This window comes from Rhodococcus sp. BP-261 (assembly GCF_019835205.1).
In the GTDB taxonomy this organism is placed as follows: Bacteria; Actinomycetota; Actinomycetes; order Mycobacteriales; family Mycobacteriaceae; genus Rhodococcoides; species Rhodococcoides kyotonensis_B.
In genome coordinates, this window is record NZ_JABUCO010000019.1 from 79,688 (window position 1) to 106,606 (window position 26,919).

Below are 26,919 nucleotides of genomic sequence, written 5' to 3' on the forward strand. Positions count from 1 at the left end.
ACGCAGGGCCTCACGGCCCCCGGTACGCGGCGAATCCATCGCGACCGCGCGCTTGATACCGAAACGGGGCTCGGCAACCCCGATCGAACTGCACTACCCGCACAAGACAGCACTGGAGAACAACCGATGAGCCCAGTCCGCAAGAACGCCAACGGACGGATCCTGTTCGTGGGGTCGGGGCCGGGCGACCCGGCTCTGCTCACCGTTCGAGCACGCGAGGTGCTCGGAGCCGCTGAACTCGCCTTCACCGATCCCGACGTCGACCAGGGCGTCATCGCACTCGTCGGCAACGACCTGCCGCGCGATCCGGAAACGGGTGAGAACGGCGTCGACGTCCGTCCCGCACTCGGCGAGCCCGCCGAGGTCGCCAAGACCTTGCTGACCGAGGCCAAGAACGGCCACGACGTCATCCGCCTCGTGTCCGGCGACCCGCTGACCGCGGATTCCGTCATCGCCGAGGTCACCGCGGTCGCCCGCACTCACGTGCAGTTCGAGGTGCTCCCCGGTCTGCCGTCCGGATCCGCCGTGCCGAGCTACGCCGGCATGGCCCTCGGATCGGGACACACCGAAGCCGACGTGCGCGGTGAGGTCGACTGGGCTGCGCTCGCCGCTGCTCCCGGCCCGCTCGTGCTGCACGCGACGTCCGGTCACCTGGCCGAGACGGCGAGCGCGCTCGTCGAGCACGGACTCGCACCGCAGACCCCCGCCGCGATCACCGTCCGCGGCACGACGCGTCAGCAGCGCACCGTCGAGGCAACGCTCGCGACGCTCAACGACGCCGGCAGCGAACTCGTCGGCTCACTCGTCGTGACCGTCGGCAAGGTCGTCTCCGGCCGAAACAAGATGTCCTGGTGGGAATCTCGCGCACTGTACGGCTGGACCGTGCTGGTGCCGCGGACCAAGGACCAGGCAGGCGAGATGAGCGATCGGCTCGTCACGCACGGAGCCATCCCGATCGAGGTTCCGACCATCGCCGTCGAGCCGCCTCGTAGCCCGGCGCAGATGGAGCGTTCGGTCAAGGGACTGGTCGACGGCCGTTACCAGTGGGTTGTCTTCACCTCCACGAACGCCGTGCGCGCCGTGTGGGAGAAGTTCGAGGAGTTCGGCCTGGACGCGCGTGCGTTCTCGGGCGTCAAGATCGCGTGCGTCGGCGAAGCAACCGCCGCCAAGGTCCGCTCGTTCGGCATCAACCCCGAACTGCTGCCGTCCGGTGATCAGTCGTCCCTCGGACTGCTCGAGGACTTCCCGCCGTACGACGAGGTCTTCGACCCGGTCAATCGAGTTCTGTTGCCGCGCGCCGACATTGCGACCGAGACGCTTGCCGAGGGTCTGCGTGAACGCGGCTGGGAGATCGACGACGTCACCGCGTACCGCACCGTGCGCGCCGCGCCGCCGCCGGCCGAGACCCGCGAGATGATCAAGACCGGTGGATTCGACGCCGTCTGCTTCACGTCGAGTTCGACGGTGCGCAACCTCGTCGGTATCGCCGGTAAGCCGCATGCACGCACGCTCGTCGCGTGCATCGGGCCCAAGACTGCCGAGACCGCAGTCGAATTCGGACTGCGCGTCGACGTGCAGCCCGAGACCGCGCAGGTGGGACCGCTCATCGAGGCGCTGGCCGAGCACGCAGCTCGCCTCCGCGCCGAGGGCGCGTTGCCTCCTCCGCGGAAGAAGAGTCGCAGGCGCTAACGCGCATGTGCGTGGGAATGTGTAGCGGGCTATACATTCCCACGCACGTGCCGAACGAAGTGAGGCATTCCACCGTGTTCCCAGTAGACCGCCCCCGCCGACTGCGTCGCACGCCGGCGATCCGCCGACTCGTCGCCGAAACCTCGCTGCAGCCACGGCATCTCGTGCTACCGATGTTCGTCGCCGACGGCATCGATGCTCCCCGTGAGATCACGTCGATGCCGGGCGTCTACCAACACACGCTCGATTCGCTGAGCAAGGCCGCCGAGGAAGCGGTGGCTGCGGGCGTCGGCGGCGTGATGCTGTTCGGCGTTCCCCGGCCCGAGGACAAGGACGCCGACGGTTCCGGCGCCACCGATCCGCAGGGAATCCTCAATCGCGGTCTGCGACGGCTGAAGTCGGATCTCGGTGACGCCACCGTCATCATGGCCGACACGTGCCTCGACGAATTCACCGACCACGGCCACTGTGGAGTGCTGACCGAGGGCGGTGCCGTCGACAACGACGCGACGCTCACCCGATACGTCGACATGGCTGTGGCGCAAGCGGATTCGGGTGCACACCTGCTCGGCCCGAGCGGAATGATGGACGGTCAGGTCGCGGCGATTCGTGCCGGGCTCGACGCGGCCGGGCATCACGACGTCGGCCAGTTGGCGTACTCGGCGAAGTACGCGTCGGCGTTCTACGGACCGTTCCGCGAGGCCGTCGGGTCGTCGTTGCAGGGCGATCGCCGTACCTATCAACAGGATTCGGCGAACCGTCGCGAAGCGACGTACGAGGTCGAACTCGATCTCGCCGAAGGCGCCGACATGGTGATGGTCAAACCCGCCATGTCCTACCTCGACATTCTGCGCGACGTCGCGAACATGTCTCCGGTTCCCGTTGCCGCATACCAGATCTCGGGTGAGTATTCGATGATCACCGCGGCTGCGCAGAACGGGTGGATCGACCGTGACGCCGCGATTCTGGAATCACTGACGAGTATCCGCCGCGCGGGTGCGGACATCGTGTTGACGTACTGGGCAACGGAAGCGGCGGGCTGGCTGTGAGTACTCCCTGGAACCCGGAGAACGGCCATCAGCCACCCGAGCCCGATTGGGCACGTTGGGAAGCCGAGCACGGCCCACCTCCGTTGGAACCGAAGCCGAGGCCCGCGCCGGTCGACGTCGAGACTGCCCGTCACCTCTGGTGGGGCGTGGCGCTGCTCGGCACGATCAACCTGTTGGCGACGCTAGTCGTCGTGTACGGGGAGCGCTCGGTGTTCGCGCAGCAACTCGTCGACGACATCAAGGCGCAGGACGCGTCCATCCCGCTGACGCTCGACACCGCCGAGAACTACCTGATCGCGGCACTCGTCGTGATGGTCTTGATCGCGGCCGGATTCGCCGCGTTGTTCCTGTACTGGGTGAACAAGATGCGCACGGGTCGGATGTGGGCCCGCATGGTGTTGACGATGATCGGAACGGCCACCGTTGTTCTGACCGTCCCGCAGCTGTTCGGATTCGGTGCGAACGACGGCGCCATGGCGATCGTCCTGGGTGTCGCAGGCATTCTGCAGGGTGTGCTGGCCGCGGGTGCGATCTACCTGATGCACCGCAGGGAGTCGAACGAATACTTCCTGGCGTCGCGTACGCCGAAACCATTTCGCTGACGTAGTTCGGTCAGTCCCGCGTGTCTCATGCGTCACATGCGCACCATGTGACTAGCATCACTCGTAAGTGAACTTCGAGTGATCGGATCCAGTGCGATGACACAACCGGAAATTCGACGCGAGGACGAGGAACGCGGCAGGCCCGTCTGGGCGCTGCTGGGGCTTCTCGCTGCGGTGTCGGTCGCTGTCTTCATCATGGCCCTGGGCTTCACCGCCGGCTGACGCACGCCCTCGCCTCGGCGCTTCCGCGGAGCACTCGTGCAGGTGTACCGTGATTGCCGTCACAGCGATGTGCGAGGGGGAGTCCCATGCAGTTCGACGCCGAAGGACGGTCCAGCTGGGTCGTTCCTGCCGACTCCACCAGGCACACCACCACAGTGAAATGTCCCCACAGCACCAGTCGTGAACTGCTGCTCATCGGACTGGTGGTGGCGCTCGGCATTCTCGTCGCGCTGATCATCGTGGTGCCTGCGCTCGTCACGGGCTGAACAGGCAGTATGTACGTGTGAGTACCAGTGTTCCCGCCGGTGCACGGCCCGGAGTCGTCACTGCCGCATACGTGTTGTGGCTGGTGGCCGCTATCCTGCTCGTTCTCGTCGCCCTGCTGACGCTGACGGCTCCCGTCGACCAACTGCGGTCCGCTCTCGAATCGCAGGGCAACAGCGCCGCGGACATCGATTCGTATCTGTCGTTCGTTCGGGTCATCGGTGTGGTCTGTGCGGTACTCGGTCTGACCCTGGGTTTCCTCGCCGGACCGGTGCGTGCCGGCCACGCGATGGTGCGGCGAATTCTCGTCGCACTGTCGGGGTTCGCCGCGCTGGTGCTGGTGTTCGGCGTGCTCGCGGTCGGGGCGTTCCAGGAACTTCTGGCCATCGCACTCGTGTTGCTCGCGGCATGCATGCTCGTCTACCGCCCGTCGGCGCGTCGGTGGTTCCACGGTGACTGAACCCGGTCCTGTGCTGTTCACCGAGCCGGGGGCGCGGTGGCGGGCGTTGCTGTGGGGTCCGCTGTTCTGCATCGCCGTACTGATCGTCGAACTCCTGACCGGCCCGGTCGTGCACTGGGTCCCGCTCGGGATCTTCGCCCTCGTGCTCGTCGGCTTCACGTACGTGCAGGTCACGGCCGCGCGTCGGCACGTCAGTGTCGAACTCACGCCCACGGCGCTTCGACAGGGAACCGAGGTGCTGGACATCTCGGACATCGACGCGATCCTGCCGCCCGCCGACTATGCGGACGGCGACTACGAGCCGAAGAAGTGGGAAACCGCGCGCGTGCTCGGCGAGTTGCACGGCGTGCCGCGTCGACGCCATCCGATCGGGCTGCGTCTGGTCGGGGGTGCCTTGGTGCAGGCGTGGGCCAAGGACGACGACGGGTTGCGAGCGGGCCTCGAGCACGCCAAGAAGGAGATCGTGTGAGCAGAGCAGTGGCCGCATTCGAGGCAGTGGGAGCGGTCGTCGCCGTGATCGTCGCCGTCGTGTGCTGGAACGTGGGTGTCGATGTGTATCGGTACGCGGCGGTTCCCGACGGCGCTCCGGCCTACACCTCCACGCAGTACTCCGGGTCGTGGATCACCATCGCCACGGTGTGCGTCGTCGTGGCAGGTCTGCTGGTCGTCGACGCGGTTCGCCGGTGGTCGTGGGTGCGTTCCCATACCCGGTAGGGGTATGGTGGTCGGCATGAGCAGCTACTCGACCGAGCAGGACGGCCTCTTGAAGAGGCTCCGTCGTATCGAGGGTCAGATCGCCGGAATCTCGCGCATGGTCGCCGAGGACAGGTATTGCATCGACGTCCTCACCCAGGTGTCCGCCGCCACCAAGGCGTTGCAGTCCGTCTCGATCAAGCTGCTCGACGCGCACCTGGCGGGTTGCGTCGTCGAGGCCGCCAAGAAGGGTGGCCCTGAGGCGGATGCGAAGGTGAAAGAGGCGTCCGACGCCATCGCTCGCCTCGTCCGTTCCTGATTCGTGCGAAAAGCAAGCGGAGAGAAGGTTGTTGGAGTGCAAGGCAGTTACGTCGTCGAGGGAATGACCTGCCAGCATTGTGCCGCTTCGGTTTTCGAGGAGATTTCCGAACTGGCGGGTGTCACCGACGTGCAGGTCGACGTCGCGACGGGCAACGTCGTGGTGTTCAGCGACAACGCAATCGAGAGTTCGGCAGTGGCCGCGGCCGTCACGGAAGCCGGTTACACGCTCGTATCGTGAGCAGCGGTGTTCGTTTCGACGAAGTCCGGTTTACCTATTGATTACTGTGGTATTTGTCATGAGCCTGATTCGACCCCTGTCGAGGAGTGTTCGTGAACAAAGCGCTGACCGGTACCGGAGTTCTCGCGGCGAGCGTCTGTCTGACGCTCGCCTGTTCGTCGGGCGCGGGCGCGCAGCCCAGCCCTGACCTGCCCGAACTGCAGGTGACCACCGAGCTCGACGGGTTGAACAAGCCCTGGGACGTGGTCGTGGCGCCCGACGGCGCAATTCTCACCGGGGAGCGCAGCGGGCGTTTCGTCGTCAAACGACCCGACGGAACCGTCGCCGATCTGGCCGCGGACCTCGACGACCTGTATGCGCAGGGTGAGACCGGTCTGATGGGAATCGAACTGGCACAGGACTTCTCGGAGTCCCGAGCGCTGTACACGTGTCAGGGTGTCGAAGGCGAAGGGCTGGGAACCGGCAGCGCGATGCCCGGCAGTGCGGGCGATGGTGGGAACAGCATCGCAGTCTTTCGCTGGACCGTCGATCCGGAGTGGACCACCCTGACCCGCACGCAGACCGTCGTCGACGACATCCCCGTCGCTGCAACCGGTCGGCACGGAGGCTGTCGAATTCTGGCTGCGCCCGACGGCACTCTTTACATCGGGACCGGTGACACGGCGTCGCCCAGCGTTCCTCAGGATCGAAACTCATTGGGCGGCAAGGTTCTTCACGTGAATGCCGACGGTTCGGCGGCGGCCAATGCGCCAGGGCGCGTGTACACGCTCGGTCACCGGAACGTGCAGGGTCTGGCGTTCCAACCGGGAACCGATCGCCTGTACGAAGTGGAGCAGGGAACGACCCGCGACGACGAGCTGAACCTGTTGGTCGCCGGCGGGAACTACGGCTACAAGCCCGACCGAAACCCGTTGATCTACGACGAGTCGGTGCCGATGACCGACCCCGAACGCGTCCCTGGGGCGATCGGGGCCGTCTGGAGTTCGGGCGAGCCGACCATCGCGACCCCCGACCTCGCCTTCGTCGACGGTTCGGCCTGGGGTGAGTGGGCCGGTGCGGCAGTCATCTCCAGCCAGCAGGGACAGAAGCTGGTGTTCCTGAAGCTGACCGACGACGGCACCCAGGTCGCGCAGGAAGCCGTCGCACTCGAAGGGGAGTACGGACGACTCCGGTCGATGGAGCCGCTGGCCGACGGATCGCTCCTGTTGACAACGGACAACGGAAACGGAGACCGGGTCCTGCGCGTCACGCCGAGCCCCTAGTATTTCGGACCGCCCGGGTTTTCCGGACCGCCCGGGGTTTTCGGACCGCCAGGGTTTTCCGGACCGAAGGTGACGTTCGGTCACTCTGAGTGACCGTTGGACGCCCTCGCTCCGGAATCCCGCGGGACGCCAGGTGAGCGAATGACGCCCTCGGTCACTCAGAGTGACCGAGGGCGTCATTCGGTCCCGAGCGGGGGTCCGGACCCGGGCGGGGGTCAGGGGCCGAACGTGGGCACGGGCCGGAATGCCTGCGCAGCGTCAGGCCTTGCTGGGGTTCGCGGCTTCCTCTTCGTCGGTACCCGCTTGCGGGTGCCCGAGCATCGCTGCACCGAGGAGCTGTTCCGGCACCCCAAGTCCGTCGACGAGTTCGACGGCGTGCGGGCGCAGGGTTCGGCAGCGCTCGTTGATTCCGCGGGTGACGGCCTTCGAGCGTTCGGTGGACAGGTAGCGGTGCTCGATGAACCACGCCTTGTCCTCGTCGATGACCGACAGCGCGTACAGGTCGCACACCTGCTCGAGGATTTCCTTCGCCTTCTCGTCCTCGCACGACGAGATTCCGGCGACGAACGCCTCGAGGATGATGCGGTCGATGTGCGCGCTGGCCGCGTGCAGCACGTGATCCTGGACCGAGTTGAACGCGTCGAACGCGCTCATTTCCTTCGCCTTGCCCTGCAGACGGCGTGCGACGGTGGACAGCAGGTAGTCTTCGCGGTCTTCGAACATCTTGACCTGGGTGCCGCGGTTGAACAGCGAACCCTCTTCCTCGTTGTCCTGCCGGCTGTCGAGGATGGTCTGCATGATCGTCTGTGCCGCAGTGCGTTTGACGACGCGATCGCCCGCGAACTCCGCCGCGAAACGCACCCACTCGACGGGGCTCATGCTCTTGATGTCGTCGGCGTACGCGGTGAGAAGTTCTTTGGCGACGAGCTGCGTCAGAACGTGATTGTCACCTTCGAACGTCGTGAACACGTCGGTGTCCGCCTTGAGGGAGATCAACCGGTTCTCGGCGAGATAGCCGGCGCCACCGCATGCTTCGCGTGCTTCCTGGATCGCCTTGGTGGCGTGCCAGGTGTTGGCGGCCTTCAATCCTGCTGCGCGGGATTCGAGTTCGCGCTGCTCTTCGGCGTCGGGGTTGTCGGCCGTCTGCAGCTCGTGCAGTTTGGCGACCAGCTCGTTCTGCGCGAACTGCAATGCGTACGACTTCGCGATCAGTGGGAACAGTCGGCGCTGATGGACGAGGTAGTCCATGATCAGCACTTCCTCGTCGGACTTCGGCGCCGAGAACTGCCTGCGCTGCAGGGCGTATCGCGTCGCGATGTCCAGTGCGACGCGTGCCGCCGCTGCCGCGCTGCCGCCGACGGTGACGCGTCCGCGGATGAGCGTGCCGAGCATCGTGAAGAAGCGTCGGCTGGGATTCTCGATCGGCGACGAGTAGGTGCCGTCCTCGGCGACGTCGGCGTACTTGTTCAGCAGGTTGTCGCGGGGGATACGGACGTGGTCGAACATGATGCGGCCGTTGTCGACACCGGGCAGACCGCCCTTGTACTGACAGTCCGACGTCGTGACGCCCGGCAGGTCGTCGCCGTTCTCGTCGCGCAGCGGCACGAAGAAACAGTGGACGCCATGGCTTTCCGGTTCCTCGCCCGGACCGGCGGTGATCAGTTGCGCGAACACTGCTGCGACGGTGGCGGTTTCGGCGGCGCCGCCGATGTAGTCCTTGCGCGAGGACGGAGTCGGAGAGTGGACGACGAATTCGCCCGTCTCGCGATCGTAGGTGGCCGTCGTCTCGAGCGATTGCACGTCGCTGCCGTGGCCGGTCTCGGTCATCGCGAAGCAGCCGAGCAGGTCGAGGTCGATGAGGCGTCGGACATACGCTTCGTGGTGGCGTTCGGTGCCCAGGTTCTCGATCGCGCCGCCGAACAGGCCCCACTGGACGCCTGCCTTGACCATGAGCGACAGGTCGGACATGGCGAGCATCTCGATCATCGTGACGGCTGCGCCGACGTCGCCGGTGCCGCCGTGTTCCTTCTTGAAACCGTCGTCGGCTGCGCCGTGCTGCGCGAGCAGCTTCAGTTGCTCGAGCGCCTTCGTCCGCGCGATGACGGTGTTGGGTGTGTAGTGCGGGCGGAACTCGTCCCGGACGAGTTGTGCGCGGGCCTCGTTCTTCACGTCGCGCCAGCGACCGTCCAATGTGTTACGCAGATGCTCCGAGGTGGTTGCCATACTCGACGGTAACCTGTCGCGCGGTCCGATAAACCTACTTCGAGATCAGGACGGCCACAGGTATTCGCGGCCGAACGCGCGCACACGCGACCAGAAGCTGCTACGCCCGTACGGACCGTCGTGAAACAGCGACGCGCCGCCGTCCTCGATGGCTCGGGTCACGATGGGGCTGAAACCGTCGAGTTCGCGGATGAGGTGTTCCCGGAAACCATCCGGCCAGGAGTACCGCGCGGGTTCGTGTTGTGCCTCCATGCGCACCGAGTGTAATGCAGTGGTAACACGGGCGTTACACGATTCGCGGGCCGTTACGTAGGGTGTCGGACCATCGATACTTCACGGATACTTCGGATCGATGCCGACCACGTGTGGCATCCATATGGCGGATTCCCCAGCTCGACGACTCCGCTCGTCGTCGAGAGTGCGGACGGGGTTCGGCTGCGGCTCGCCGACGGCACCGAATTGATCGACGGCATGAGCTCGTGGTGGGCCGCCGTCCACGGCTACCGCCACCCCGTTCTCGACGCGGCCGCCCGGGACCAGTTGGGCCGGATGGCTCACGTCATGTTCGGCGGCCTGACCCACCACCCGGCGGCGCGTCTGGCCGAGCTGTTGGTCGCCATCACCCCGCACGGTCTGGAGAAAGTGTTCTTCGCGGATTCGGGTTCGGTGTCGGTCGAGGTCGCGGTCAAGATGTGTATCCAGTACTGGCGTGCGTGCGGTCGGCCCGGCAAGAACCGGCTGCTCACGTGGCGCGGGGGTTATCACGGCGACACGTTCGCGCCGATGAGCATCTGCGATCCCGACGGCGGTATGCACGCGCTGTGGACGAACGTGCTGACGCAGCAGATCTTCGCGCCGTCGCCGCCGCGCGAGTTCGACGCCGACTACGTCGTCGAGTTCGAGACCATCCTCGCGGCGCGGGCCGACGAGATCGCCGCGATCGTCGTCGAACCCGTCGTGCAGGGGGCGGGCGGGATGCGCTTCCACGATCCGCGGTATCTCACCGAACTCCGACGCATGGCAGACGAGCACGGCGTGCTGCTTGTTTTCGACGAGATCGCCACCGGTTTCGGCCGCACCGGCGCGTTGTTCGCTGCGGACCACGTGTCCGTGACGCCGGACGTGATGTGCGTCGGCAAGGCTCTGACCGGCGGATACATGACGTTGGCGGCGACGCTGTGCACCGCGGACGTGGCTGCTGCGATCAGCGCGGGCGAGGCAGGCGGACTGATGCACGGCCCGACGTTCATGGGCAATCCGCTCGCGTGTGCGGTGGCGGTCGCGGCCGTCGAGTTACTGCTGGAACGCGACTGGCAGGGCGAGGTCGCGGCCCTCGAGTCCGGATTGCGCGTGGGCCTCGCGGAGGCCGGTGACCTCCCCGGTGTGGCCGACGTCCGCGTCCTCGGCGGCATCGGCGTCGTCGAGATGCACGAACCCGTCGACATGCAACGCGCGACCGACGCGGCGATCCGAGAGGGCGTGTGGCTGCGTCCGTTCGGCAAGCTCGTCTACGCCATGCCACCGTACGTGTGCAGCGGAAACGACGTCGACGCCATCACGAGGGCGATGGTGGCGGTTGCGTCGACGGTTTGAACTTGAACACCGTTCAAGTATGGTCGCTCGCGTGGCGACACTCGACTGGCTGACCGACGCGGCCCAGCACCGACGGAACTCGGGGCTGCACCGCGTGCTGCGTGCGCGTACAACCGCCGATCGAATGATCGACCTCGCGTCGAACGACTACCTCGGCCTCGTGCGGCATCCCGACGTCGTCGATGCGGCCTGCGCGGCAACGCGAGCGTTCGGAACCGGTGCGACGGGATCGCGCCTGGTCACCGGCACCACGACGTTGCACGACCAACTCGAGCACGCCCTGTCGACGTTCATGGGCGCGGAGTCCGCGCTCGTCTTCTCGTCCGGCTACACCGCGAATCTGGCGGCGGTCACCGCACTGTCCGGCCGCGGGTCGCTCGTGTTGTCCGACGCGCACTCCCATGCATCGCTCGTCGATGCCTGTCGGTTGTCGAGGGCGCGCGTCGAGATCTACGACCGCACGGACCTGGCGCGCGTCGAACACGTGCTTCGGGAGCGTTCCGAGGAGCGCGCCCTCGTCGTCACCGACTCGGTGTTCAGCGCCGACGGCGAGCTCGCCCCGCTCCACGAATTGCACCGGCTGAGCAGAGCGCACGAGGCGCTGCTCGTCGTGGACGAAGCCCACGGGCTCGGCGTGCGAGGAACGGGCGGTCGTGGGTATGTCCAGGAGCAAGGCCTCGACGGGGCGCCGGACATCGTCGTCACGGCCACGTTGTCGAAATCGCTTGCGTCGCAGGGAGGCGTCGTGCTCGGCCCGGCTGCCGTCCGGGACCATCTGATCGACACCGCGCGGCCGTTCGTCTTCGACACCGGGCTCGCGCCTGCAGCCGTCGGGGCGGCGTCGGCTGCGTTGACCGTGCTGAGGAACGAGCCCGAACGAGCCGCCGCCGTGCGCGAGCGCGCCGACCGTCTCGCCGATATCGCGGGCGTCCCGCACTCGCAGTCGGCCGTGGTGTCCGTCGTCCTCGGCGACCCCGACACAGCGGTCCGCGCTGCCGACGACGCGCGCGAACAGGGCGTGCACGTCGGCTGCTTCCGGCCACCGTCGGTCCCGGTGGGGACGTCGAGGCTGCGGCTGACCGCACGTGCGACGTTGACCGAGGACGAGCTGAATCGCGTCGCGCAGGTCCTCGGCTCGATTCTCGATCGAGCAGCGGCATGACGGCTCTGATCGTGACCGGGACGTCGACGGATGTCGGAAAGACCGTGGTCACTGCGGCCCTGGCGGCGACGGCTCAGGCGTCGGGCAAGTCGGTTGCGGTGTGCAAACCTGCGCAGACCGGTGTGCTTCCAGGTGAGCCGGGGGACTTGGCCGAGATCGAACGGCTCACCGGCGTCGACCGGCTCCACGAATTCGCCCGCTATCCGGATCCGCTCGCTCCGAACGTCGCTGCGCGTCGCGCCGGACTGCCCGAGCTGGCTCTCGACGACGTGGCGGCGGGCATCGACGCGATCGACAGCGACCTCGTGCTCGTCGAAGGTGCAGGCGGCCTCCTCGTCCGGTTCGGCGACTTCACGCTGCTGGACGTCGCTCGGCGCCTGAACGTGCCGGTCGTCGTCGTGTGCAGCGCCGGGCTCGGCACGCTGAACCATTCGCAGCTCACGACGGATGCCCTCGCCGCAGCCGGCGTCCACTGCGCGGGGCTGATCATCGGCTCCTGGCCGGCGGACCCCGATCTCGCTGCTGTCACCAACCTCGCCGAACTTCCCGACGTCACCGGCGTGCCTCTGATCGGCCGCGTGCCCGCGGGCGCAGGATCGCGCACCCGCGAGAGCTTCGTCGCCGACGCGCCCGGATGGCTACGCCCCGTGCGTGCGAATGTATAGCGGGATGCACATTCGCGCGCACGTGCGGCGCAGCCGCCTCCGTTTGCCCAGCGCTGCGCCGGGTATCCGCACCCACGACTACTAGGTTGGGGAGCGGACATGAACACAGCAGTCTGGATCATCATTGCGGTCGTCGTCGTTCTGATCGTCGTCGCACTCGCACTGGCGCTGTCTCGTAAACAGCAAACGGCCAAACGGGCCGAAGCGAATCGCATCCGTGAGAAGGCCGCCGAGCGGGCCACCGACGTGGAACGTCAGCAGGCCATCGCCGACGAAAGTGCGGCAAAGGCTCGTCGCGCCGAGGCCGACGCGGAAGCCAAGGCCGCCGAGGCGCGCAGGCTCTCGCTGCAGGCCCAGGAACACCAGGGGGATGCTGCAACGTCACGCGACGAGCTCGACGCCGAATTCGCCCGCGCGAACAAGGTCGACCCGGATGTGAAGACCGGAGGCCGGACCCAGGAACACGGGACCCAGGAACACCGGGTTCAGGAACACCACGGCCGCGATCACGCAGCACAGAACCCCGCCGCGCAGCAGAACCCCGCCGGCCCCGACGGCAGGCATGTCGACACCGGTCGGACTGATCGGAATCACGTCGTCGACCCGAATCACGTCGGCGAGCATCGCCGACCCCAGTGATGCACGGACCGGGTCCGACCTAGAGGCCGCGTCGCCGCAACTGATTGCCCACCCGCCGCAGCTCGTTCTCCGCCTGGAGAACGAGCTCGGCGGGTGCATTCGTTTGAATGGCTTCTCGTACTTCGCTTTTCAGCTTGTCGTACAAGTCGCAGAGATCGTCCGAACTCATTTCGGCGATCGACTTCTGTGATGTAGTCACGTCGATGACCTCCCGACACGGTCCGCCTGTGCGACACGAAATCCGTATCGCCGACTTATCCCAAACTACTCTCGGCAGCCGGACGTAACCAGGTCTCGGTAACCTGACATTTCGGACAGTGCGTTTCTCGATCGAAGGGCGCGTCATGAGCGATATGGAGAGGTTCGACGGCAGGGCCGACCGGATTCGCGTCGGAACTGCAGAACGTGAGGACACGGCCAGGTTTCTCGGTACGGCCATGGCCGAGGGACGACTGACGATGGCCGAGTACGAGCAGCGGCTCGACGCCGTCTGGACATCGTCGACGCGCGGCGAACTCGCCCGACTCACCGACGATCTTCCCGTCGAGAAGCCTGCCGATCCGCCCGCCGAGTCGACGAGCTCCAAGGAATGGCGGGAGTACTTAGACGAGTGGCGCTGGTGGTTCGGCGGCGCCGTCATCATGACCGGGATCTGGGGGTTCCAGTCGATCTCCGACGGCGAATCGAACGGGTACTGGCCCGGGTGGCCGCTGGGCATCTGGGCGTTGATCCTCGTCGCGATGATCTTCGTGCCGGACGACAAGGACGACGACGAGGACGAGAAGCGCTGAATTATTACGCCCTGTAGTTGGCGAGATCGGCAAACCTGGGACACTGGGTTTCGTGACTGTTTCCCCCGGCTACGAGCCCGAAGTTTCGGCCCAGCTCTTCGAGCGCGCAAGCGCTGTCATCCCGGGTGGTGTGAACTCCCCGGTGCGCGCATTCCACTCGGTGGGTGGAACTCCTCGGTTCATCACCGAGGCCAGCGGATACACGATGACGGACGCCGACGGAAACAAGTACGTCGACCTCATCTGCTCGTGGGGTCCGATGATCCACGGGCATGCACATCCGGCCGTCGTCGACGCCGTTCAGAAGGCCGCGTCGACCGGCCTGTCCTTCGGCGCACCGACCGAGCGGGAGATCGCGCTCGCGGAGGAAATCGTGCGCCGCGTGGGTCCCGTCGACCAGGTTCGGCTTGTGAATTCCGGCACAGAGGCCACGATGAGCGCCGTCCGGTTGGCACGTGGATTCACCGGCCGCACCAAGATCGTCAAGTTCTCCGGCTGCTATCACGGACACGTCGACGCGTTGCTCGCCGACGCCGGATCCGGCCTCGCCACGTTCGGGCTGCCGACGTCGCCCGGCGTCACCGGCGCACAGGCGTCGGACACCATCGTCGTTCCCTACAACGACCTCGCGGCCGTCGAAGCGGTCTTCGCCGAGAACCCGGACCAGATCGCGTGCATCATCACCGAGGCCGCGGCAGGCAACATGGGCGCGGTCCCGCCTGTCCCCGGCTTCAACGCCGGTCTTCGACGCCTGGCCACGGACAACGGCGCGCTGTTGATCATGGACGAGGTGATGACGGGCTTCCGCGTCAGCGCCGCCGGCTGGTACGGCATCGACGGCATCGCCGGTGACCTCTACACCTTCGGCAAGGTCATGAGCGGTGGCCTGCCTGCCGCGGCCTTCGGAGGACGCGCCGACGTCATGGCTTACCTGGCACCCGCCGGACCGGTCTACCAGGCGGGCACGTTGTCCGGTAATCCCGTCGCCGTTGCGGCGGGCCTGGCGAGCCTGCAGCTGGCCGACGCGGCCGTCTACGAGAAGCTGCAGAAGAATTCCGAGCGTCTCGGCGGCCTGCTCGGCGACGCGTTGACCGAGGCAGGCGTTCGTCATCACGTGCAGTTCGCAGGCACTATGGTGAGCGTGTTCTTCTCGGACGGTCCCGTCACCGACTACGCGGGTGCCAAGGCTGCGGAGACGTGGCGCTATCCGGCCTTCTTCCATGAGCTGCTCGCCCGCGGGGTCTACCCGCCGCCGAGCGCGTTCGAAGCGTGGTTCGTGTCTGCGGCACTCGACGACGCCGCGTTCGAGATCATCGCCGACGCCCTTCCCCATGCAGCCCGCGCAGCGGCCCGAGCAGAAGCAGGAACCAAGTGAGCAGCCCTGTGCCCAGCACATCCGACTCCAGCGAGACCCATCCGCATCAGGCGACGCGGACCATCGTGCATGTTCTGCGACACGGGGAAGTGCACAACCCGAAGGGCATCCTGTACGGACGCCTGCCCGGTTTCCGGCTGTCCGTCACGGGCCAGTCGCAGGCTGCTGCGGTGGCCCGCGCTCTCGCCGGCCACGACATCACCCACGTCGTTGCATCGCCGCTGCAGCGCGCACAGGAGACCGCGGCGCCGATCGCGCAGGCCCACGGCCTGACGATCGCCGAGGACGCGAACCTGATCGAGGCCGGAAACGACTTCGAGGGTCTGCGCGTCTCCGTCGGCGACGGCGCGCTGCGTCGGCCCCGCCACTGGTGGAAGCTGCGCGACCCGTTCACCCCGTCGTGGGGCGAGCCGTACCTGCAGATCGCGCATCGCATGCTCGCTGCCGTCAACGCGGCACGGGTCGCGGCCGTCGGACACGAGGCGGTCTGCGTCAGCCATCAGCTCCCGGTCTGGACGTTACGACGCTTTCTCCAGGGCGATCGTCTGTGGCACGACCCGCGGCATCGGCAGTGCGGGCTCGCGTCGCTGACGTCGCTCGTCTACGAAGGCGACACGCTCGTCGACATCGTCTACTCCGAGCCTGCGGGTGCCAGCGATCCAAGGGTCTCCGGTGCGTAAGGTTCTGGCCTCTGCTCTCGCTGTCGTCGCCGTCACCGCGGGCTGCGCGACGGGCACCGACGCGGTCGCGACGGGCGGCACGTTCGACTTCGTCTCGCCCGGTGGGCAGACCGAGATCTACTACGATCCGCCGTCGGATCGAGGCACCATCGGTGAGCTGTCCGGTCCCGACCTGATGGAAGAGGGCAAGACCACCTCGCTCGACGACTACGAGGGCAAAGCCGTCGTGCTCAACGTGTGGGGCCAGTGGTGTGGCCCGTGCCGCGGCGAGGCCGACGACCTCGAGAAGGTCTTCGAGAGCACCAAGGATCTCGGCGTTCAGTTTCTCGGCATCAACGTTCGCGACAACGCCCAGGACAAGGCTCAGGACTTCGTCATCGACAACAAGGTGACGTACCCGTCGATCTACGACCCGCCGATGCGCACGTTGTCCGCGCTCGGTGGTATCCCGACGTCGGTCGTTCCGACCACGATCGTGCTCGACAAGCAGCACCGCGTCGCCGCGGTGTTCCTGCGTGAGCTCCTCGCCGAGGATCTGCAGCCCGTCGTCGAACGAGTCGCGGGCGAGGAGTCAGGTCAGCAGTGAGCACGGTCCATCTGGCAGGGATAGGCGAGACGTTCCAGACGACGGCGTCGACGGGCCCGCTCGTCCTCGCGCTCGGCGTCTGCCTGCTCGCCGGTCTGGTGTCGTTCGCGTCGCCGTGCGTCGTGCCGCTCGTACCGGGCTACCTGTCGTACCTCGCGGGTGTCGTCGGCGCCGACGCGCCCGCGGTGACCGCGTCGGAAGCCGCGACGACGAAGGTTCGGACGTCGACGAAGCTACGGGTCGCCGGTGCCGCCGGACTGTTCGTGCTCGGCTTCACCGTCGTGTTCGTGCTGGCCACGGCGACGGTGTTCGGTGCGATTTCGGTGCTGTCGGTCAACCGTGACCTGCTGATGCGCATCGGCGGTGTCGTCACCATCGCGATGGGCCTGGTGTTCATCGGTCTCGTGCCTGCGCTGCAGCGCGACGTCCGGTTCGAGCCGCGTCGAATCGGCAGCCTCGTCGGTGCGCCCCTCCTCGGCGGTGTGTTCGCGCTCGGCTGGACGCCGTGCCTCGGGCCGACGCTCGCAGGTGTCATCTCGCTCGCAGCGGGAACCGAGGGTGCGACGGCGGCACGAGGCGTCGTGCTGATCGTCGCGTACTGCCTCGGACTCGGCCTGCCGTTCGTGATTCTCGCGTTCGGTTCGGCCAGCGCTCTTCGCGGAGTCGGATGGCTTCGCACCCATGCACGACAGATACAGGTGTTCGGCGGAATCATGTTGATAGCAGTAGGAATTGCACTCGTCACGGGTGCGTGGGACGTGTTCGTGGGCTGGGTCCGCGACGCTTTCGTGTCCGATGTGGTGCTTCCCATATGAGTTATACGACCAGCAATACGACGGACCTCGACGCCGAGCCGTCGCAGAACCCGCCGCGTCAGTCCGCGGGTGGACGCGCACTTGCGTTGGTGCGCAACACGTGGCGCAGTCTCACCAGCATGCGCACCGCGCTGGTTCTGCTGTTCCTCCTCGCGTTCGCGGCCATTCCCGGCGCGCTGGTTCCGCAGCGAAGCCTGAACTCGGGCAAGGTCGACGAATACATCGCAGCCCGGCCGACTCTCGGCCCGCTCATGGACAAGCTCGAACTGTTCGACGTCTTCTCCAGCTTCTGGTTCACCGCGATCTACGCGTTGCTGTTCATCTCGCTCGTCGGCTGTATCGTGCCGCGGTGCGTCGAACACGGACGCGCATTGCGCACCAAGCCCGTTCCGACGCCTCGCAATCTCGCGCGTCTGCCTCACCACCGCACCTACACGACCGACGAGTCGGCGGAGAACACCGCCGACAAGGTCGCGGCGCAGCTACGTGGGTGGCGGGTCGCTCGCAGGGGTTCCGGCGACACCGTGACTCTCTCGGCCGAGAGGGGCTACCTCCGCGAGTTCGGCAACCTCGTCTTTCACCTGTCGCTCGTCGGATTGCTCGCGGCGATCGCTCTCGGCAAACTCCTCGGCTACGAAGGCAACGTCGTCGTCATCGCCAACGACGGCCCCGGATTCTGCAGCACGTCGCCCGCGATCTACGACGGGTTCCGTGCCGGCCAGCTCGTCGACGGCACCGGCCTCGAGCCGCTGTGCATCCGCGTCAAGGACTTCAAGGCCGACTACCTCGACAACGGCCAGGCCGAGATGTTCACGTCGAACATCGAATATCAGGCGGGCGACGACCTGACGAACAACGTCTGGCGTGACGACACGCTGCAGGTCAACCACCCGTTGCGCGTCGCTGGCGACCGTGTCTACCTGCAGGGGCACGGGTACGCGCCGACGTTCACGGTGACGTTCCCGAACGGCGAGACCCGCACCGAGACCATCCAGTGGCAGCCGACGGATGCGACGACGTTCCTCTCCAGCGGCGTGCTGCGGATCGACCCGCCCGGCGGCCTCTATCCCGACGCGACCGAGCGTCGCAAGAATCAGATCGCGATCGAGGGACTGTTCGCGCCGACGGCGTTCTTCCACGGCAACCTGTTGTCGTCGAGCTATCCGGCCATGACGGATCCGGCCGTCGCCGTCGACATCTACAAGGGTGACACCGGTCTGGACACCGGCTACCCGCAGTCGTTGTTCTCGCTGAACAAGGAAATGATCAATCAGGGCAGGCTCGTCAAGCAGGATCGAGTGAACCTGAAGCCGGGGGAGACGTCGACGCTCTCCGACGGCACGACCGTCCGCTTCGACGGCGCCGAGGAATTCGTGAACCTGCAGGTCTCGCACGACCCCGCGCAGACGTGGGTGCTCGTGTTCGCGCTGACGATGATGGGTGGCCTGCTGGTCTCGCTGATCGTCAAACGACGTCGCGTCTGGGTCCGGCTCACCACGGAACCCGATACACGACGTACTGTAGTAGAGCTTGGCGGGCTCGCCCGTACCGATCAGGCGGGCTGGGGAGACGAGTTCGACAGGCTCTGCGAGAAGCTGATCGGTGACGTGTCCACTGCAGACCGGCCCACCGCTGACCGGACCAACCAGGAGAACTGACCGATGCCGATCAACGAGACACTCGCGCACTACAGCGATCTGTGCTTCGAATCCGCGTTCACGATCTACGTGCTTGCGTTCATCCTGCTCACCGCGCAGTACGCATCGATGAAGGCGTCGAAGGCGCAGGCGCGTGATCTGGTCGGCAGTGGTGCACCTGTCACGGCTAAAGATGTGCCCGGCCGTGTAGTCGAGACTCCGAAGCGCCCGATGTCCGACCGCCTCGCGGGCATGGGCTACGCACTGCTGTTCCCGGCGCTGGCGCTGCACGCGGCGTCGGTCGTGCTGCGTGGTTTCGCCACCGATCGCTTCCCGCTCGGCAACATGTACGAGTTCGTCGCGATGGCTACCGCGGCCGCGACCCTGACATCGATCTTGCTGCTGCGTAGGCGGTCCATGCGTCCGATGCTGGTGTTCGTGCTCGCTCCGGTCATCGTTCTGATGTTCCTGGCGGCGACCAAGCTCTACGCCGACGCGGCACCCGTCGTTCCCGCGCTTCGGTCGTACTGGCTGCCGATCCACGTCACCATCGTCAGCGTCGGCAGCGGCATCTTCCTTGTGTCGGGTGTGGCCAGCGTGCTCTTCCTGCTCCGCATCCGGAACGAGCCCGGACAGGAGGGCACCGGCTTCTGGGGTCGTTTCGCGTCCAAGCTTCCGGACGCCCAGGCGCTCGACCGGCTTGCGTACAAGACCACCATCGTCGCGTTCCCACTGTTCGGTGCGGGCGTCATCCTCGGCGCCATCTGGGCCGAGGCGGCGTGGGGCCGCTTCTGGGGCTGGGATCCCAAGGAGACGATGTCGTTCATCACCTGGATCGTGTACGCGGCGTACCTGCATGCCCGTGCGACGTCGGGATGGCGTAACACCCGTGCGGCCTGGATCAACGTCGCCGGATTCATCGCCATGCTGTTCAACCTCTTCATCATCAACATGGTCGTCTCGGGTCTCCATTCGTATGCCGGTCTGAACTAGCTGGTAGCCTCCGGCGTCGGGGGAGCAGTCGACAGCGATGGGGGATCGCTCGTGGCCGAACAGAAGACGACGTCGTGGCAATCGGTGGGCACTGGGGAGCCTGCCGCACCCGAGCCGGAACGCCTGCCGCCCGTCGTGCAGGCGTCGGCGCTCGATCTGACCAACGCCCTGCTGATCAAGACGGCCTCACCGCCGCCGCATTCGGGGTGGCGTCGGTGGCTGTACGAGGTCACCGGCCGACGCGTTCACGTCGGCAACAGCGCCCGCGACGAACGATGGCTTCGCCTGACCACGCAGGTCGACCGCCACCTCGTCGGCTGCTACCGCGTCTCGGTCCTCAGCCTCAAGGGTGGCGTTGGGAAGACCACGACGACGGCGACGCTCGGCTCGACGTTCGCAAGCATCCGCGGCGACCGCGTGATCGCCGTCGATGCCAATCCGGACCGCGGCACACTGAGTCAGAAGGTGCCGACGGAGACCCCCGCGACGGTACGAAATTTGTTGCGGGACATCGACGATCTGCGTCGTTACAGCGACGTCCGCGCGTACACGTCACAGAATCGGTATCGGCTCGAGGTGCTCGCGTCGGATTCCGACCCGGCAGTGTCGGACGCGTTCAGCGGCAGCGACTACGACCGCACCGTCACGTTGCTCGAGAAGTTCTACAACATCGTGCTCACCGATTGCGGAACCGGGTTGATGCACTCGGCGATGGACAGAATTCTCGCCGGGTCCGACGCGCTCGTCGTCGTCAGCTCCAGTTCGGTGGACGGAGCTCGCAGCGCGTCGGCCACGTTGGACTGGCTCGACGCGCACGGGCATCGGGAACTCGTGCGTTCGTCGGTCGCGGTCGTCAACGCTGTCCGCCCACGGGCGGGGAAGGTGGATGTACCGAAGGTCGTCGAACATTTCGAGCAGCGATGCAGGCAGGTCGTGATCGTTCCCTTCGACCCGCATCTCGAGGAAGGCGCCGAGATCGACTTGAAGCGACTGCGTCGCGGTACGAGGCACGCTCTGCTGGAACTCGCTGCCGCCGTCGCCGCCGGATTCCCGAGCAATCGACCGGGGGACGTCGAGCGAGCGCGCGAGGCCGACGAGTCGAGCGGCGGTAAGACGAGACCAGCCCGCGCGTGAGCAGCGGGCTGGTCTGTGTTCTTCGGTTGTCCCGCAGGTCTATTCGGTCGGTTCCGGTGAGCTGGTATCCGGGCCGTCCTTGCCGGAACGCTTCGCGTCACGGTTCATGCGCCACAGGAATTCAGGGTCGTCGTCAGGGCCGATCACCTTGCCTGCGGGCGCCTGACGCGTGGGTCCGAACGCCTTCCAGAACAACACGATCACTGCAATCAAACCGATCAACGCCAAAAGATAGATCACGACGCACCTCCTCATACGAGGGTAGCCGCGCAGGGGAGCCGTTGGCACCCTACGCGGCTCGCAGTTTCCTGAGAATTCGGCGCCTGCGTCGAACGGCGACCTACCGGTGACCGGCCTCGGTGGTGAGGGAGGTCAGCAGCTGCATCACCTCGGCCTCGCGAAAGCGACGGTGGCCTCCGGGAGTGCGAAGCGATCCGAGTCGTCCTGCATGTGCCCAGCGGGTCACGGTCTTCGGATCGACGTGGAAGAGCGCGGCTACCTGTCCCGGGGTGAGCAATGCGTCCTGAGCCTTGTGCAGTGTTGGTGCGCTCATCTTGTCGTGTCCTCCTGCATGCTGTGTCACGGCAGCGCGGAAACCGGTCGTTCTCGCTGCTCGTCGTCGGCCGTTGCCGTGACGTGAATGAAACAACTTTCGATGTCGGGCTCCATGGTGGCACTCGAACCCCTAGGTACTCGACTGATCTAAAGTTGGTAAAGGGGAGGTAATAGACAAATCGGATAAGTCAGGCGGTCCGAATCGGGCGCGGTCGGGGCGGTAACCTGGGGTTCGTGAACGAACGCAATGCCAAGCCCGTGCCCACCGCGACCAAGGGACAACTGTTCCGTGACGTCGCGCTTTACTCGGGAGCCCGGCTGTTGCTCGTCGTTGTCATCGCGGCCGCGATCATCGGCATCGGTCTCCTCGTCGGTGTCGAAGTGCCCGTTCTCGTCGCTGCGGTGTTCGCCGTCCTCATTTCGTTACCGTTGTCGTTGGTGCTGTTCAAATCGCTCCGCATCCGCGTCAACGAATCCATCGCAGGGGTCGACGAGGGCCGTCGCCGAGCCCGCGCCGAACTGCAAGCGAAGCTGCGCGGCGAGGACGGACAGTAGTGTCGCGCGTCGTCGACCACTCGGTGTCGCGTGAGTGGGTCGACAACGCGGTCCGGCTGATCGACGCCGACGCGCAACGAAGCGCGGACACGCACCTGCTGCGGTACCCGCTGCCGGGCGCGTGGGGGGTGCAGCTCTACCTGAAGGACGAGTCGACCCACATCACCGGCAGCCTCAAGCACCGGCTGGCGCGGTCGTTGTTCCTGTACGCGATCTGCAACGGCTGGGTCACCGAGAACACGACGGTCATCGAAGCGTCGTCCGGGTCGACGGCCGTCAGCGAGGCGTACTTCGCGCGGCTGCTCGGCCTGAAATTCGTCGCCATCATGCCGCGCAGCACGAGCCCCGCGAAAATCGCACTGATCGAATCCCACGGCGGGCGTTGCCATTTCGTCGACGACCCCGCGTCGATGTACACCGAGGCGCACCGGCTGGCGGCGGAGCCGCACTCGCACTACATGGACCAGTTCACGCACGCCGAGCGCGCAACGGACTGGCGCGGCAACAACAACATCGCCGAATCGATCTTCGACCAGCTCGGCAAGGAAGAGTCGCCGATCCCCACGTGGATCGTCGTCGGAGCGGGCACCGGCGGGACGAGCGCCACGATCGGCCGCTACATCCGCTACCGGCGTCATGCGACGCGTCTGGCCGTCGTCGATCCCGAGAACTCGGCGTTCATCGGTGGCTACGAGACCGGTGATGCGGGTTTCTCGACCGGCAAACCGTCGCGCATCGAGGGAATCGGACGGCCCATCGTCGAACCGTCGTTCGTCGGTCAGGTCATCGACCGAATGATCGCCGTTCCCGACGCTGCATCCGTCGCCGCCGCCCGGCACGCCTCGACGGTGCTCGGCCGACGCGTCGGCGGCTCCACCGGGACCAACCTCTGGGGAGCCTTCGGCCTGATCTCCGACATGATCGCCGCCGGAAAGAAGGGCAGCGTCGTCACACTGCTGTGCGACGGCGGAGAGCGCTACGCCGGAACGTATTTCGACGACGACTGGGTAGCAGGGCAGGGGATGGACCTGACCGGCCCGACGGCGACGTTGGAGGGGTTCGCTCGGACCGGGGAGTTCAGGGTCTAGGTCGCAGTCAGCTCAGCCGCCCGCCGCGCAGGTTCCAGCAGGTGCGCAGGTTGCAACGTGCGCGTGCGCTGCAACCTGCGCGGTCACGGGCTCAGAACGCCCGCTGCACCGTCAACGCGCGCGCGAGGTGATCACGCTGCTCGACGACCAGGCGCCTCAGCGCGGCGGGCGCCCATTCGTGCGCCGCGAGCCAGGCGTCGGCGGCGTCGGTCGAATCCTGCTGCGGGAACAGACCCACGACGAGGCGTCGGGCGATCTCGATACTGCGCGTCGACCACAGGTCGGCGATCGAGGCGAAGTAGCGTTCGTCGTACGGTTCGAGCAGATCGCGACGGCCGCCGGCTCGGAATCCCCACACGGCCGCGTCGACCGCGTCGTTGGACAGCTCGTCGGAGTCGAACAGATCCGACCATGCCGTGGCCTTGGCGTCGGCGTTCGGCATCGCTGCCATCGCGGCGCGATGCGAGTTACGGCTCGACGCCGTTCCGTCCGTCTGCAATTCGGCGTCGAGACGCGTCGACGATGCGTTTCCGCGGGCGCTGACGCCCTTCAGCAGCATCCATCGCTGTTCGGGATCGAGGTCGATTCCTTCGATCGGCAGAGTGCCGTCGAGAACGCGGTCGAGCTGCCCGGATCGCACGTCGGAGCGTGACGCGGCGGCGGCGACGGCGCGCAGCCAGACGATCTGAGCGTCGCTGCCCGGGTCCGCGGTTTCGAGCTGTGACCAGCATGTGGCGAGCCAATCATCTGCTGCCGAAACAGAATCGGCGAGGTAGTGATCGATCGCGTACTGAGCGTTGGCGACGACCGCCGCCAGAACGCCGACCTTGCTCTCCGATGCAGCGAAGCGCGACGCGATGTCGAGGTAGGTGCGCGGGTCGAGCTGCGCATCACGCGTCGCGTTCCACAGTGCCGACCAGATCAACCCGCGCGCGAGGGGATCGACGACGCTTCCCAGCGACGTACGAATGGTGTCGAGCGAACGGTCGTCGAATCGGATCTTCGCGTAGGTGAGATCGTCGTCGTTCAGGAGAACCAGTGCGGCGCTGGGAAGTTCGAGCGGTGTGAACGCGTCGACCAGGTCGATCTCGCGACGCGACGTGCGCACGATGGTGCCGTCGACGTCCGCGTCGTACAGGCCGACGGCGATGCGATGCGGTCGCGGGTCGGTCTGCTCGACGCCCGTGCCGGTGTAGGTCAGCGTCGAGACGCCCGTCGTCTGCAACCACGCTGCGGACCAGTCCTCCAGGTTCCGCCCGGATGCTGAGGACGCGTGCGTCAGCAAGTCTGCGAGAGTGGTGTTCCCGTAGGCGAATTCGGCGAAGTAGCGGCGTGACGCCTCGAAGAACGCATCCTCGCCGACGTATGCCGCGAGTTGCTTGAGGACGCTGGCGCCCTTGGCGTAGGTGATGCCGTCGAAGTTCAGTTTCGCGGCTTCGAGGTCCGGGATGTCGGCGACGATGGGATGCGTCGTCGGAAGCTGGTCCTGCAGATATGCCCATGCCTTGCGGCGGTTCGCGAAGCTGACCCACGCGTCGGTGAAGCGCGTGGCGTGTGCGGATGAGTATGCGCCCATGAAGTCGGCGAACGACTCCTTGAGCCACAGGTCGTCCCACCACTCCATCGTCACGAGGTCGCCGAACCACATGTGTGCCATCTCGTGCAGGATCGTGTTGGCGCGCTGCTCGTACTGCGCTTCGGTTGCGGCGGAACGGAATACGTACGACTCGGTGAAGGTCACGAGTCCCGGGTTCTCCATGGCGCCGAGGTTGTACTCGGGAACGAAGATCTGGTCGTACTTGCCGAACGGGTAGGGGAAGTCGAACTTCTCGTGGAAGAAATCGAGGCCCTGCTTCGTGATCTCGAAGATGTCGTCGGGATCGAAATGGTCGGCGAGGGACTTTCTGCACAGTGCCCCGAGCTCGACGGTGAGATCGCCGTGCCGCCACACCGATTCGGCGCGATGGTACGGGCCGGCGGCGATCGCGGTGATGTACGTGGAGATCGGGAGCGTCGGCTCGAACGTCGCCGTCGATCCGTTCGTGGTGCCGGTTCGGTTGGACAGGACCTCCCAGTTCTCCGGGGCCTGTACCTGGAACGTGAACGGCGCCTTGATGTCCGGCTGTTCGAAATTCGCGAACACCCGTCGTGCGTCGGCGGGTTCGTACTGCGTGTACAGGTAGACCTCGTCGTCGACGGGATCGACGAAGCGATGCAGGCCCTCGCCCGTCCGGCTGTAGCGTCCCACCGCGTCGACGACGACGGTGTTGGATTTGCCGAGTCCGACCAGTTGGATGCGCGCACCGTCGTACTCGACCGGGACGTCGGCACCGTCGAGGGTGACCGATTTGACCTCGGCGCCGATGAAGTCGAGCCAGGTGGCGGGGGTCGAGGCGTCGAACGTGATGGTCGTGCGCGTACCGAACGTGGTCGCCGAGTCGCCGACGGCGCCGCGCAGATCGAGTTCGACGCGATAGGTGACGTTGTCGATGTGGCGCGAGCGGCGGCGGGTTTCGGTCCGGGTCAGGTTCGCGGTGCTCATGGGTGAAACCTTACGTGCGCGCGAATGTATAGCCGGCTGTACATTCGCACGCACGTAGGGTGTCAACGTGGGTTGACGAACGCGTCCCGTCAACCTAGATTGACAACCATGACCGAAGCAACGACTCTCGCCGCCGCAGCAGGCAGTCCCGATCCGAGTGAGGGTCTGCGCGCCGTCCTCGCGCTGCGCAGGCTGCTCGAGCGGCTCGAAGCGATTCAGGTGACGAATGCGCGCAGGCAGGGATGGTCCTGGCAGGCCATCGCCGACGCCCTCGACGTCAGCAAGCAAGCCGTGCACAAGAAGCACAACGGGAGGTAGGAGATGTTCGAACGATTCACCGGCAGCGCGCGCATGGCAGTCGTCGCCGCTCAGGAATTCGCGCGCGAGCAGAAGGCGTCGAAAATCGAACCGGCACACGTCTTTCTGGGCATCATCGACACGGCGGATTCGTTGCTTCGGTCGGTGCTCGATGCGGAGGGATTCACCGTCGACTCGGTGCGGGCGACGCTGGCGGACGGTCGTGCGCTCGGCGACGACGACGCGAAGGCCTTGGAGTCGATAGGCATCGATTTGGACGCCGTGCGTGCGAGTCTCGAAGCGTCGTTCGGTGAGGGCGCGTTGGACCGACCGGCCGAGGAGAAGCGGGGATGGCTTCGGCGCACCGGGCACATTCCGTTCGCACCGGCCGCGAAGAAGGGAATCGAACTGTCTCTGCGCGAAGCCATTGCGCGCAAGGACGCCGAGATCCGATCCGAACATCTACTGCTCGGGTTGATCAGGGGAGCGGACGACAGCTTCACCGCCGTCGTGCGTGATCCGGGTCGGTTGCGTCGGCGGATCGCGGAATGGCTGAACAGAGCTGCCTAGGTGAGTGGCAATGTAGGCGGTCTCAAGCGGTCATCGCAACGAGCGTCTTGTCGTATGCCTTCAGAGGAGTATCCCATCCGAGGGTCCTACGGGGACGGTTGTTGAGTAGGTCCTCGACCTCGGCGAGCCGTTCCGGGGAGTGAACGGACAGATCGGTGCCTTTGGGAAAGTACTGACGAAGCAGTCCGTTGGTGTTCTCGTTGGTGCCACGTTGCCACG

General features: G+C 66.2%; 34 protein-coding genes. 27 read left to right on the forward strand and 7 right to left on the reverse strand.

Going from position 1 to position 26,919, the window contains the following annotated elements; all coding sequences use genetic code 11:
* Positions 1-126 precede the first annotated feature (126 nt).
* The 11 genes from HQ354_RS19105 to HQ354_RS19150 all read left to right on the forward strand — a co-directional run bounded on the left by HQ354_RS19105 (position 127) and on the right by HQ354_RS19150 (position 6,800).
* Positions 127-1,689, forward strand: coding sequence for a bifunctional uroporphyrinogen-III C-methyltransferase/uroporphyrinogen-III synthase (locus tag HQ354_RS19105; protein ID WP_068427431.1), 1,563 nt, complete (start codon positions 127-129; stop codon positions 1,687-1,689).
* Positions 1,690-1,763: 74 nt separating this feature from the next.
* The gene (hemB, locus tag HQ354_RS19110; protein ID WP_068427433.1) at positions 1,764-2,738 is read left to right on the forward strand and encodes a porphobilinogen synthase; all 975 of its coding nucleotides are present in this window, start codon (positions 1,764-1,766) and stop codon (positions 2,736-2,738) included.
* Positions 2,735-3,340: a hypothetical protein gene (locus tag HQ354_RS19115; protein WP_068427435.1), complete on the forward strand. Its 606-nt coding sequence runs from the start codon at positions 2,735-2,737 to the stop codon at positions 3,338-3,340. The genes hemB and HQ354_RS19115 overlap by 4 nt, the downstream gene beginning before the upstream one ends.
* Before the next feature lie 96 nt (positions 3,341-3,436).
* On the forward strand, positions 3,437-3,562 hold the full coding sequence (locus HQ354_RS25660; RefSeq protein WP_261768920.1) for a hypothetical protein: 126 nt from the start codon (positions 3,437-3,439) through the stop codon (positions 3,560-3,562).
* An 86-nt stretch (positions 3,563-3,648) separates the two neighbouring features.
* Complete coding sequence (locus HQ354_RS19120) at positions 3,649-3,828, forward strand: hypothetical protein (protein ID WP_068427436.1); 180 nt, start codon at positions 3,649-3,651, stop codon at positions 3,826-3,828.
* A 17-nt stretch (positions 3,829-3,845) separates the two neighbouring features.
* A complete protein-coding gene (locus tag HQ354_RS19125; protein ID WP_084423820.1) occupies positions 3,846-4,286 on the forward strand; it encodes a hypothetical protein in 441 nt (146 codons plus the stop codon).
* Entirely contained in the window at positions 4,279-4,755 is a 477-nt protein-coding gene (locus HQ354_RS19130; protein WP_114328158.1) for a hypothetical protein, read from the forward strand. Before HQ354_RS19125 ends, HQ354_RS19130 begins: the two co-directional genes overlap by 8 nt.
* Positions 4,752-5,000, forward strand: coding sequence for a hypothetical protein (locus HQ354_RS19135; RefSeq protein ID WP_068427441.1), 249 nt, complete (start codon positions 4,752-4,754; stop codon positions 4,998-5,000). Before HQ354_RS19130 ends, HQ354_RS19135 begins: the two co-directional genes overlap by 4 nt.
* Before the next feature lie 16 nt (positions 5,001-5,016).
* Positions 5,017-5,298: a metal-sensitive transcriptional regulator gene (locus HQ354_RS19140; RefSeq protein WP_222635359.1), complete on the forward strand. Its 282-nt coding sequence runs from the start codon at positions 5,017-5,019 to the stop codon at positions 5,296-5,298.
* A 36-nt stretch (positions 5,299-5,334) separates the two neighbouring features.
* Positions 5,335-5,538, forward strand: coding sequence for a heavy-metal-associated domain-containing protein (locus HQ354_RS19145; protein ID WP_308115232.1), 204 nt, complete (start codon positions 5,335-5,337; stop codon positions 5,536-5,538).
* Between the two features lie 92 nt (positions 5,539-5,630).
* Positions 5,631-6,800: a sorbosone dehydrogenase family protein gene (locus tag HQ354_RS19150; protein ID WP_222635360.1), complete on the forward strand. Its 1,170-nt coding sequence runs from the start codon at positions 5,631-5,633 to the stop codon at positions 6,798-6,800.
* A 258-nt stretch (positions 6,801-7,058) separates the two neighbouring features.
* On the opposite strand, the gene HQ354_RS19155 is transcribed toward HQ354_RS19150, so the two are convergent.
* Positions 7,059-9,023, reverse strand: a complete 1,965-nt coding sequence (locus HQ354_RS19155; protein WP_167676533.1) for an acyl-CoA dehydrogenase — start codon at positions 9,021-9,023, stop codon at positions 7,059-7,061.
* 45 nt (positions 9,024-9,068) lie between these two features.
* Positions 9,069-9,275 carry an inositol 2-dehydrogenase gene (locus HQ354_RS19160; RefSeq protein WP_068427444.1) on the reverse strand — a complete coding sequence of 69 codons (207 nt, stop codon included), beginning with the start codon at positions 9,273-9,275 and terminating at the stop codon, positions 9,069-9,071.
* Between the two features lie 72 nt (positions 9,276-9,347).
* On the opposite strand from HQ354_RS19160, the gene HQ354_RS19165 reads away from it, so the two are divergent.
* The 4 genes from HQ354_RS19165 (at position 9,348) to HQ354_RS19180 (ending at position 13,082) form a co-directional block, all read left to right on the forward strand.
* Positions 9,348-10,616: an adenosylmethionine--8-amino-7-oxononanoate transaminase gene (locus HQ354_RS19165; RefSeq protein ID WP_068427445.1), complete on the forward strand. Its 1,269-nt coding sequence runs from the start codon at positions 9,348-9,350 to the stop codon at positions 10,614-10,616.
* A gap of 19 nt (positions 10,617-10,635) precedes the next feature.
* Positions 10,636-11,778, forward strand: a complete 1,143-nt coding sequence (locus HQ354_RS19170) for an 8-amino-7-oxononanoate synthase (protein ID WP_068427446.1) — start codon at positions 10,636-10,638, stop codon at positions 11,776-11,778.
* Complete coding sequence (bioD, locus tag HQ354_RS19175; protein ID WP_222635361.1) at positions 11,775-12,443, forward strand: dethiobiotin synthase; 669 nt, start codon at positions 11,775-11,777, stop codon at positions 12,441-12,443. The genes HQ354_RS19170 and bioD overlap by 4 nt, the downstream gene beginning before the upstream one ends.
* A 99-nt stretch (positions 12,444-12,542) precedes the next feature.
* Positions 12,543-13,082, forward strand: a complete 540-nt coding sequence (locus tag HQ354_RS19180) for a hypothetical protein (RefSeq protein ID WP_068427449.1) — start codon at positions 12,543-12,545, stop codon at positions 13,080-13,082.
* A gap of 19 nt (positions 13,083-13,101) precedes the next feature.
* Here the strand turns inward: HQ354_RS19180 and HQ354_RS19185 are convergent, their stop codons facing one another.
* Entirely contained in the window at positions 13,102-13,281 is a 180-nt protein-coding gene (locus HQ354_RS19185; protein WP_167676530.1) for a hypothetical protein, read from the reverse strand.
* A 145-nt stretch (positions 13,282-13,426) separates the two neighbouring features.
* On the opposite strand from HQ354_RS19185, the gene HQ354_RS19190 reads away from it, so the two are divergent.
* The 8 genes from HQ354_RS19190 to HQ354_RS19225 all read left to right on the forward strand — a co-directional run bounded on the left by HQ354_RS19190 (position 13,427) and on the right by HQ354_RS19225 (position 21,093).
* Positions 13,427-13,873: a DUF1707 domain-containing protein gene (locus HQ354_RS19190; RefSeq protein WP_068427450.1), complete on the forward strand. Its 447-nt coding sequence runs from the start codon at positions 13,427-13,429 to the stop codon at positions 13,871-13,873.
* Between the two features lie 52 nt (positions 13,874-13,925).
* Positions 13,926-15,248, forward strand: a complete 1,323-nt coding sequence (gene hemL / locus HQ354_RS19195; protein ID WP_167676528.1) for a glutamate-1-semialdehyde 2,1-aminomutase — start codon at positions 13,926-13,928, stop codon at positions 15,246-15,248.
* A complete protein-coding gene (locus tag HQ354_RS19200) occupies positions 15,245-15,928 on the forward strand; it encodes a histidine phosphatase family protein (protein ID WP_371828808.1) in 684 nt (227 codons plus the stop codon). The genes hemL and HQ354_RS19200 overlap by 4 nt, the downstream gene beginning before the upstream one ends.
* Positions 15,921-16,514: a TlpA disulfide reductase family protein gene (locus HQ354_RS19205; protein ID WP_167676526.1), complete on the forward strand. Its 594-nt coding sequence runs from the start codon at positions 15,921-15,923 to the stop codon at positions 16,512-16,514. The genes HQ354_RS19200 and HQ354_RS19205 overlap by 8 nt, the downstream gene beginning before the upstream one ends.
* Positions 16,511-17,329, forward strand: a complete 819-nt coding sequence (locus tag HQ354_RS19210) for a cytochrome c biogenesis CcdA family protein (protein ID WP_068427456.1) — start codon at positions 16,511-16,513, stop codon at positions 17,327-17,329. Before HQ354_RS19205 ends, HQ354_RS19210 begins: the two co-directional genes overlap by 4 nt.
* On the forward strand, positions 17,326-18,987 hold the full coding sequence (locus tag HQ354_RS19215) for a cytochrome c biogenesis protein ResB (protein WP_068427457.1): 1,662 nt from the start codon (positions 17,326-17,328) through the stop codon (positions 18,985-18,987). Before HQ354_RS19210 ends, HQ354_RS19215 begins: the two co-directional genes overlap by 4 nt.
* Before the next feature lie 3 nt (positions 18,988-18,990).
* Positions 18,991-19,959, forward strand: a complete 969-nt coding sequence (ccsB, locus tag HQ354_RS19220) for a c-type cytochrome biogenesis protein CcsB (RefSeq protein ID WP_068427458.1) — start codon at positions 18,991-18,993, stop codon at positions 19,957-19,959.
* An 84-nt stretch (positions 19,960-20,043) separates the two neighbouring features.
* Positions 20,044-21,093 carry a MinD/ParA family protein gene (locus HQ354_RS19225; RefSeq protein ID WP_374107349.1) on the forward strand — a complete coding sequence of 350 codons (1,050 nt, stop codon included), beginning with the start codon at positions 20,044-20,046 and terminating at the stop codon, positions 21,091-21,093.
* Between the two features lie 39 nt (positions 21,094-21,132).
* Here HQ354_RS19225 and HQ354_RS19230 read toward each other — a convergent pair whose 3' ends face one another.
* Positions 21,133-21,333 carry a hypothetical protein gene (locus HQ354_RS19230; RefSeq protein WP_068427459.1) on the reverse strand — a complete coding sequence of 67 codons (201 nt, stop codon included), beginning with the start codon at positions 21,331-21,333 and terminating at the stop codon, positions 21,133-21,135.
* Between the two features lie 100 nt (positions 21,334-21,433).
* Positions 21,434-21,646 (reverse strand): BldC family transcriptional regulator, encoded by a 213-nt coding sequence (locus HQ354_RS19235; RefSeq protein WP_068427505.1) that lies wholly within the window; start codon positions 21,644-21,646, stop codon positions 21,434-21,436.
* A 236-nt stretch (positions 21,647-21,882) separates the two neighbouring features.
* Between HQ354_RS19235 and HQ354_RS19240 the strand changes: the two genes are divergently transcribed.
* Positions 21,883-22,203 carry a DUF4229 domain-containing protein gene (locus tag HQ354_RS19240; RefSeq protein ID WP_068427461.1) on the forward strand — a complete coding sequence of 107 codons (321 nt, stop codon included), beginning with the start codon at positions 21,883-21,885 and terminating at the stop codon, positions 22,201-22,203.
* Complete coding sequence (locus HQ354_RS19245) at positions 22,203-23,291, forward strand: PLP-dependent cysteine synthase family protein (RefSeq protein ID WP_068427462.1); 1,089 nt, start codon at positions 22,203-22,205, stop codon at positions 23,289-23,291. Before HQ354_RS19240 ends, HQ354_RS19245 begins: the two co-directional genes overlap by 1 nt.
* Before the next feature lie 91 nt (positions 23,292-23,382).
* Here the strand turns inward: HQ354_RS19245 and pepN are convergent, their stop codons facing one another.
* Entirely contained in the window at positions 23,383-25,833 is a 2,451-nt protein-coding gene (pepN, locus tag HQ354_RS19250; RefSeq protein ID WP_222635362.1) for an aminopeptidase N, read from the reverse strand.
* Positions 25,834-25,941: 108 nt separating this feature from the next.
* Between pepN and HQ354_RS19255 the strand changes: the two genes are divergently transcribed.
* Both HQ354_RS19255 and HQ354_RS19260 read left to right on the forward strand, forming a co-directional pair.
* A complete protein-coding gene (locus tag HQ354_RS19255) occupies positions 25,942-26,151 on the forward strand; it encodes a hypothetical protein (RefSeq protein ID WP_068427468.1) in 210 nt (69 codons plus the stop codon).
* Between the two features lie 3 nt (positions 26,152-26,154).
* A complete protein-coding gene (locus HQ354_RS19260) occupies positions 26,155-26,700 on the forward strand; it encodes a Clp protease N-terminal domain-containing protein (protein WP_068427469.1) in 546 nt (181 codons plus the stop codon).
* A 22-nt stretch (positions 26,701-26,722) separates the two neighbouring features.
* Here HQ354_RS19260 and HQ354_RS19265 read toward each other — a convergent pair.
* Positions 26,723-26,919 (reverse strand): IS30 family transposase (locus HQ354_RS19265; protein ID WP_133299112.1); only part of this gene is annotated, 197 nt, incomplete at its 5' end.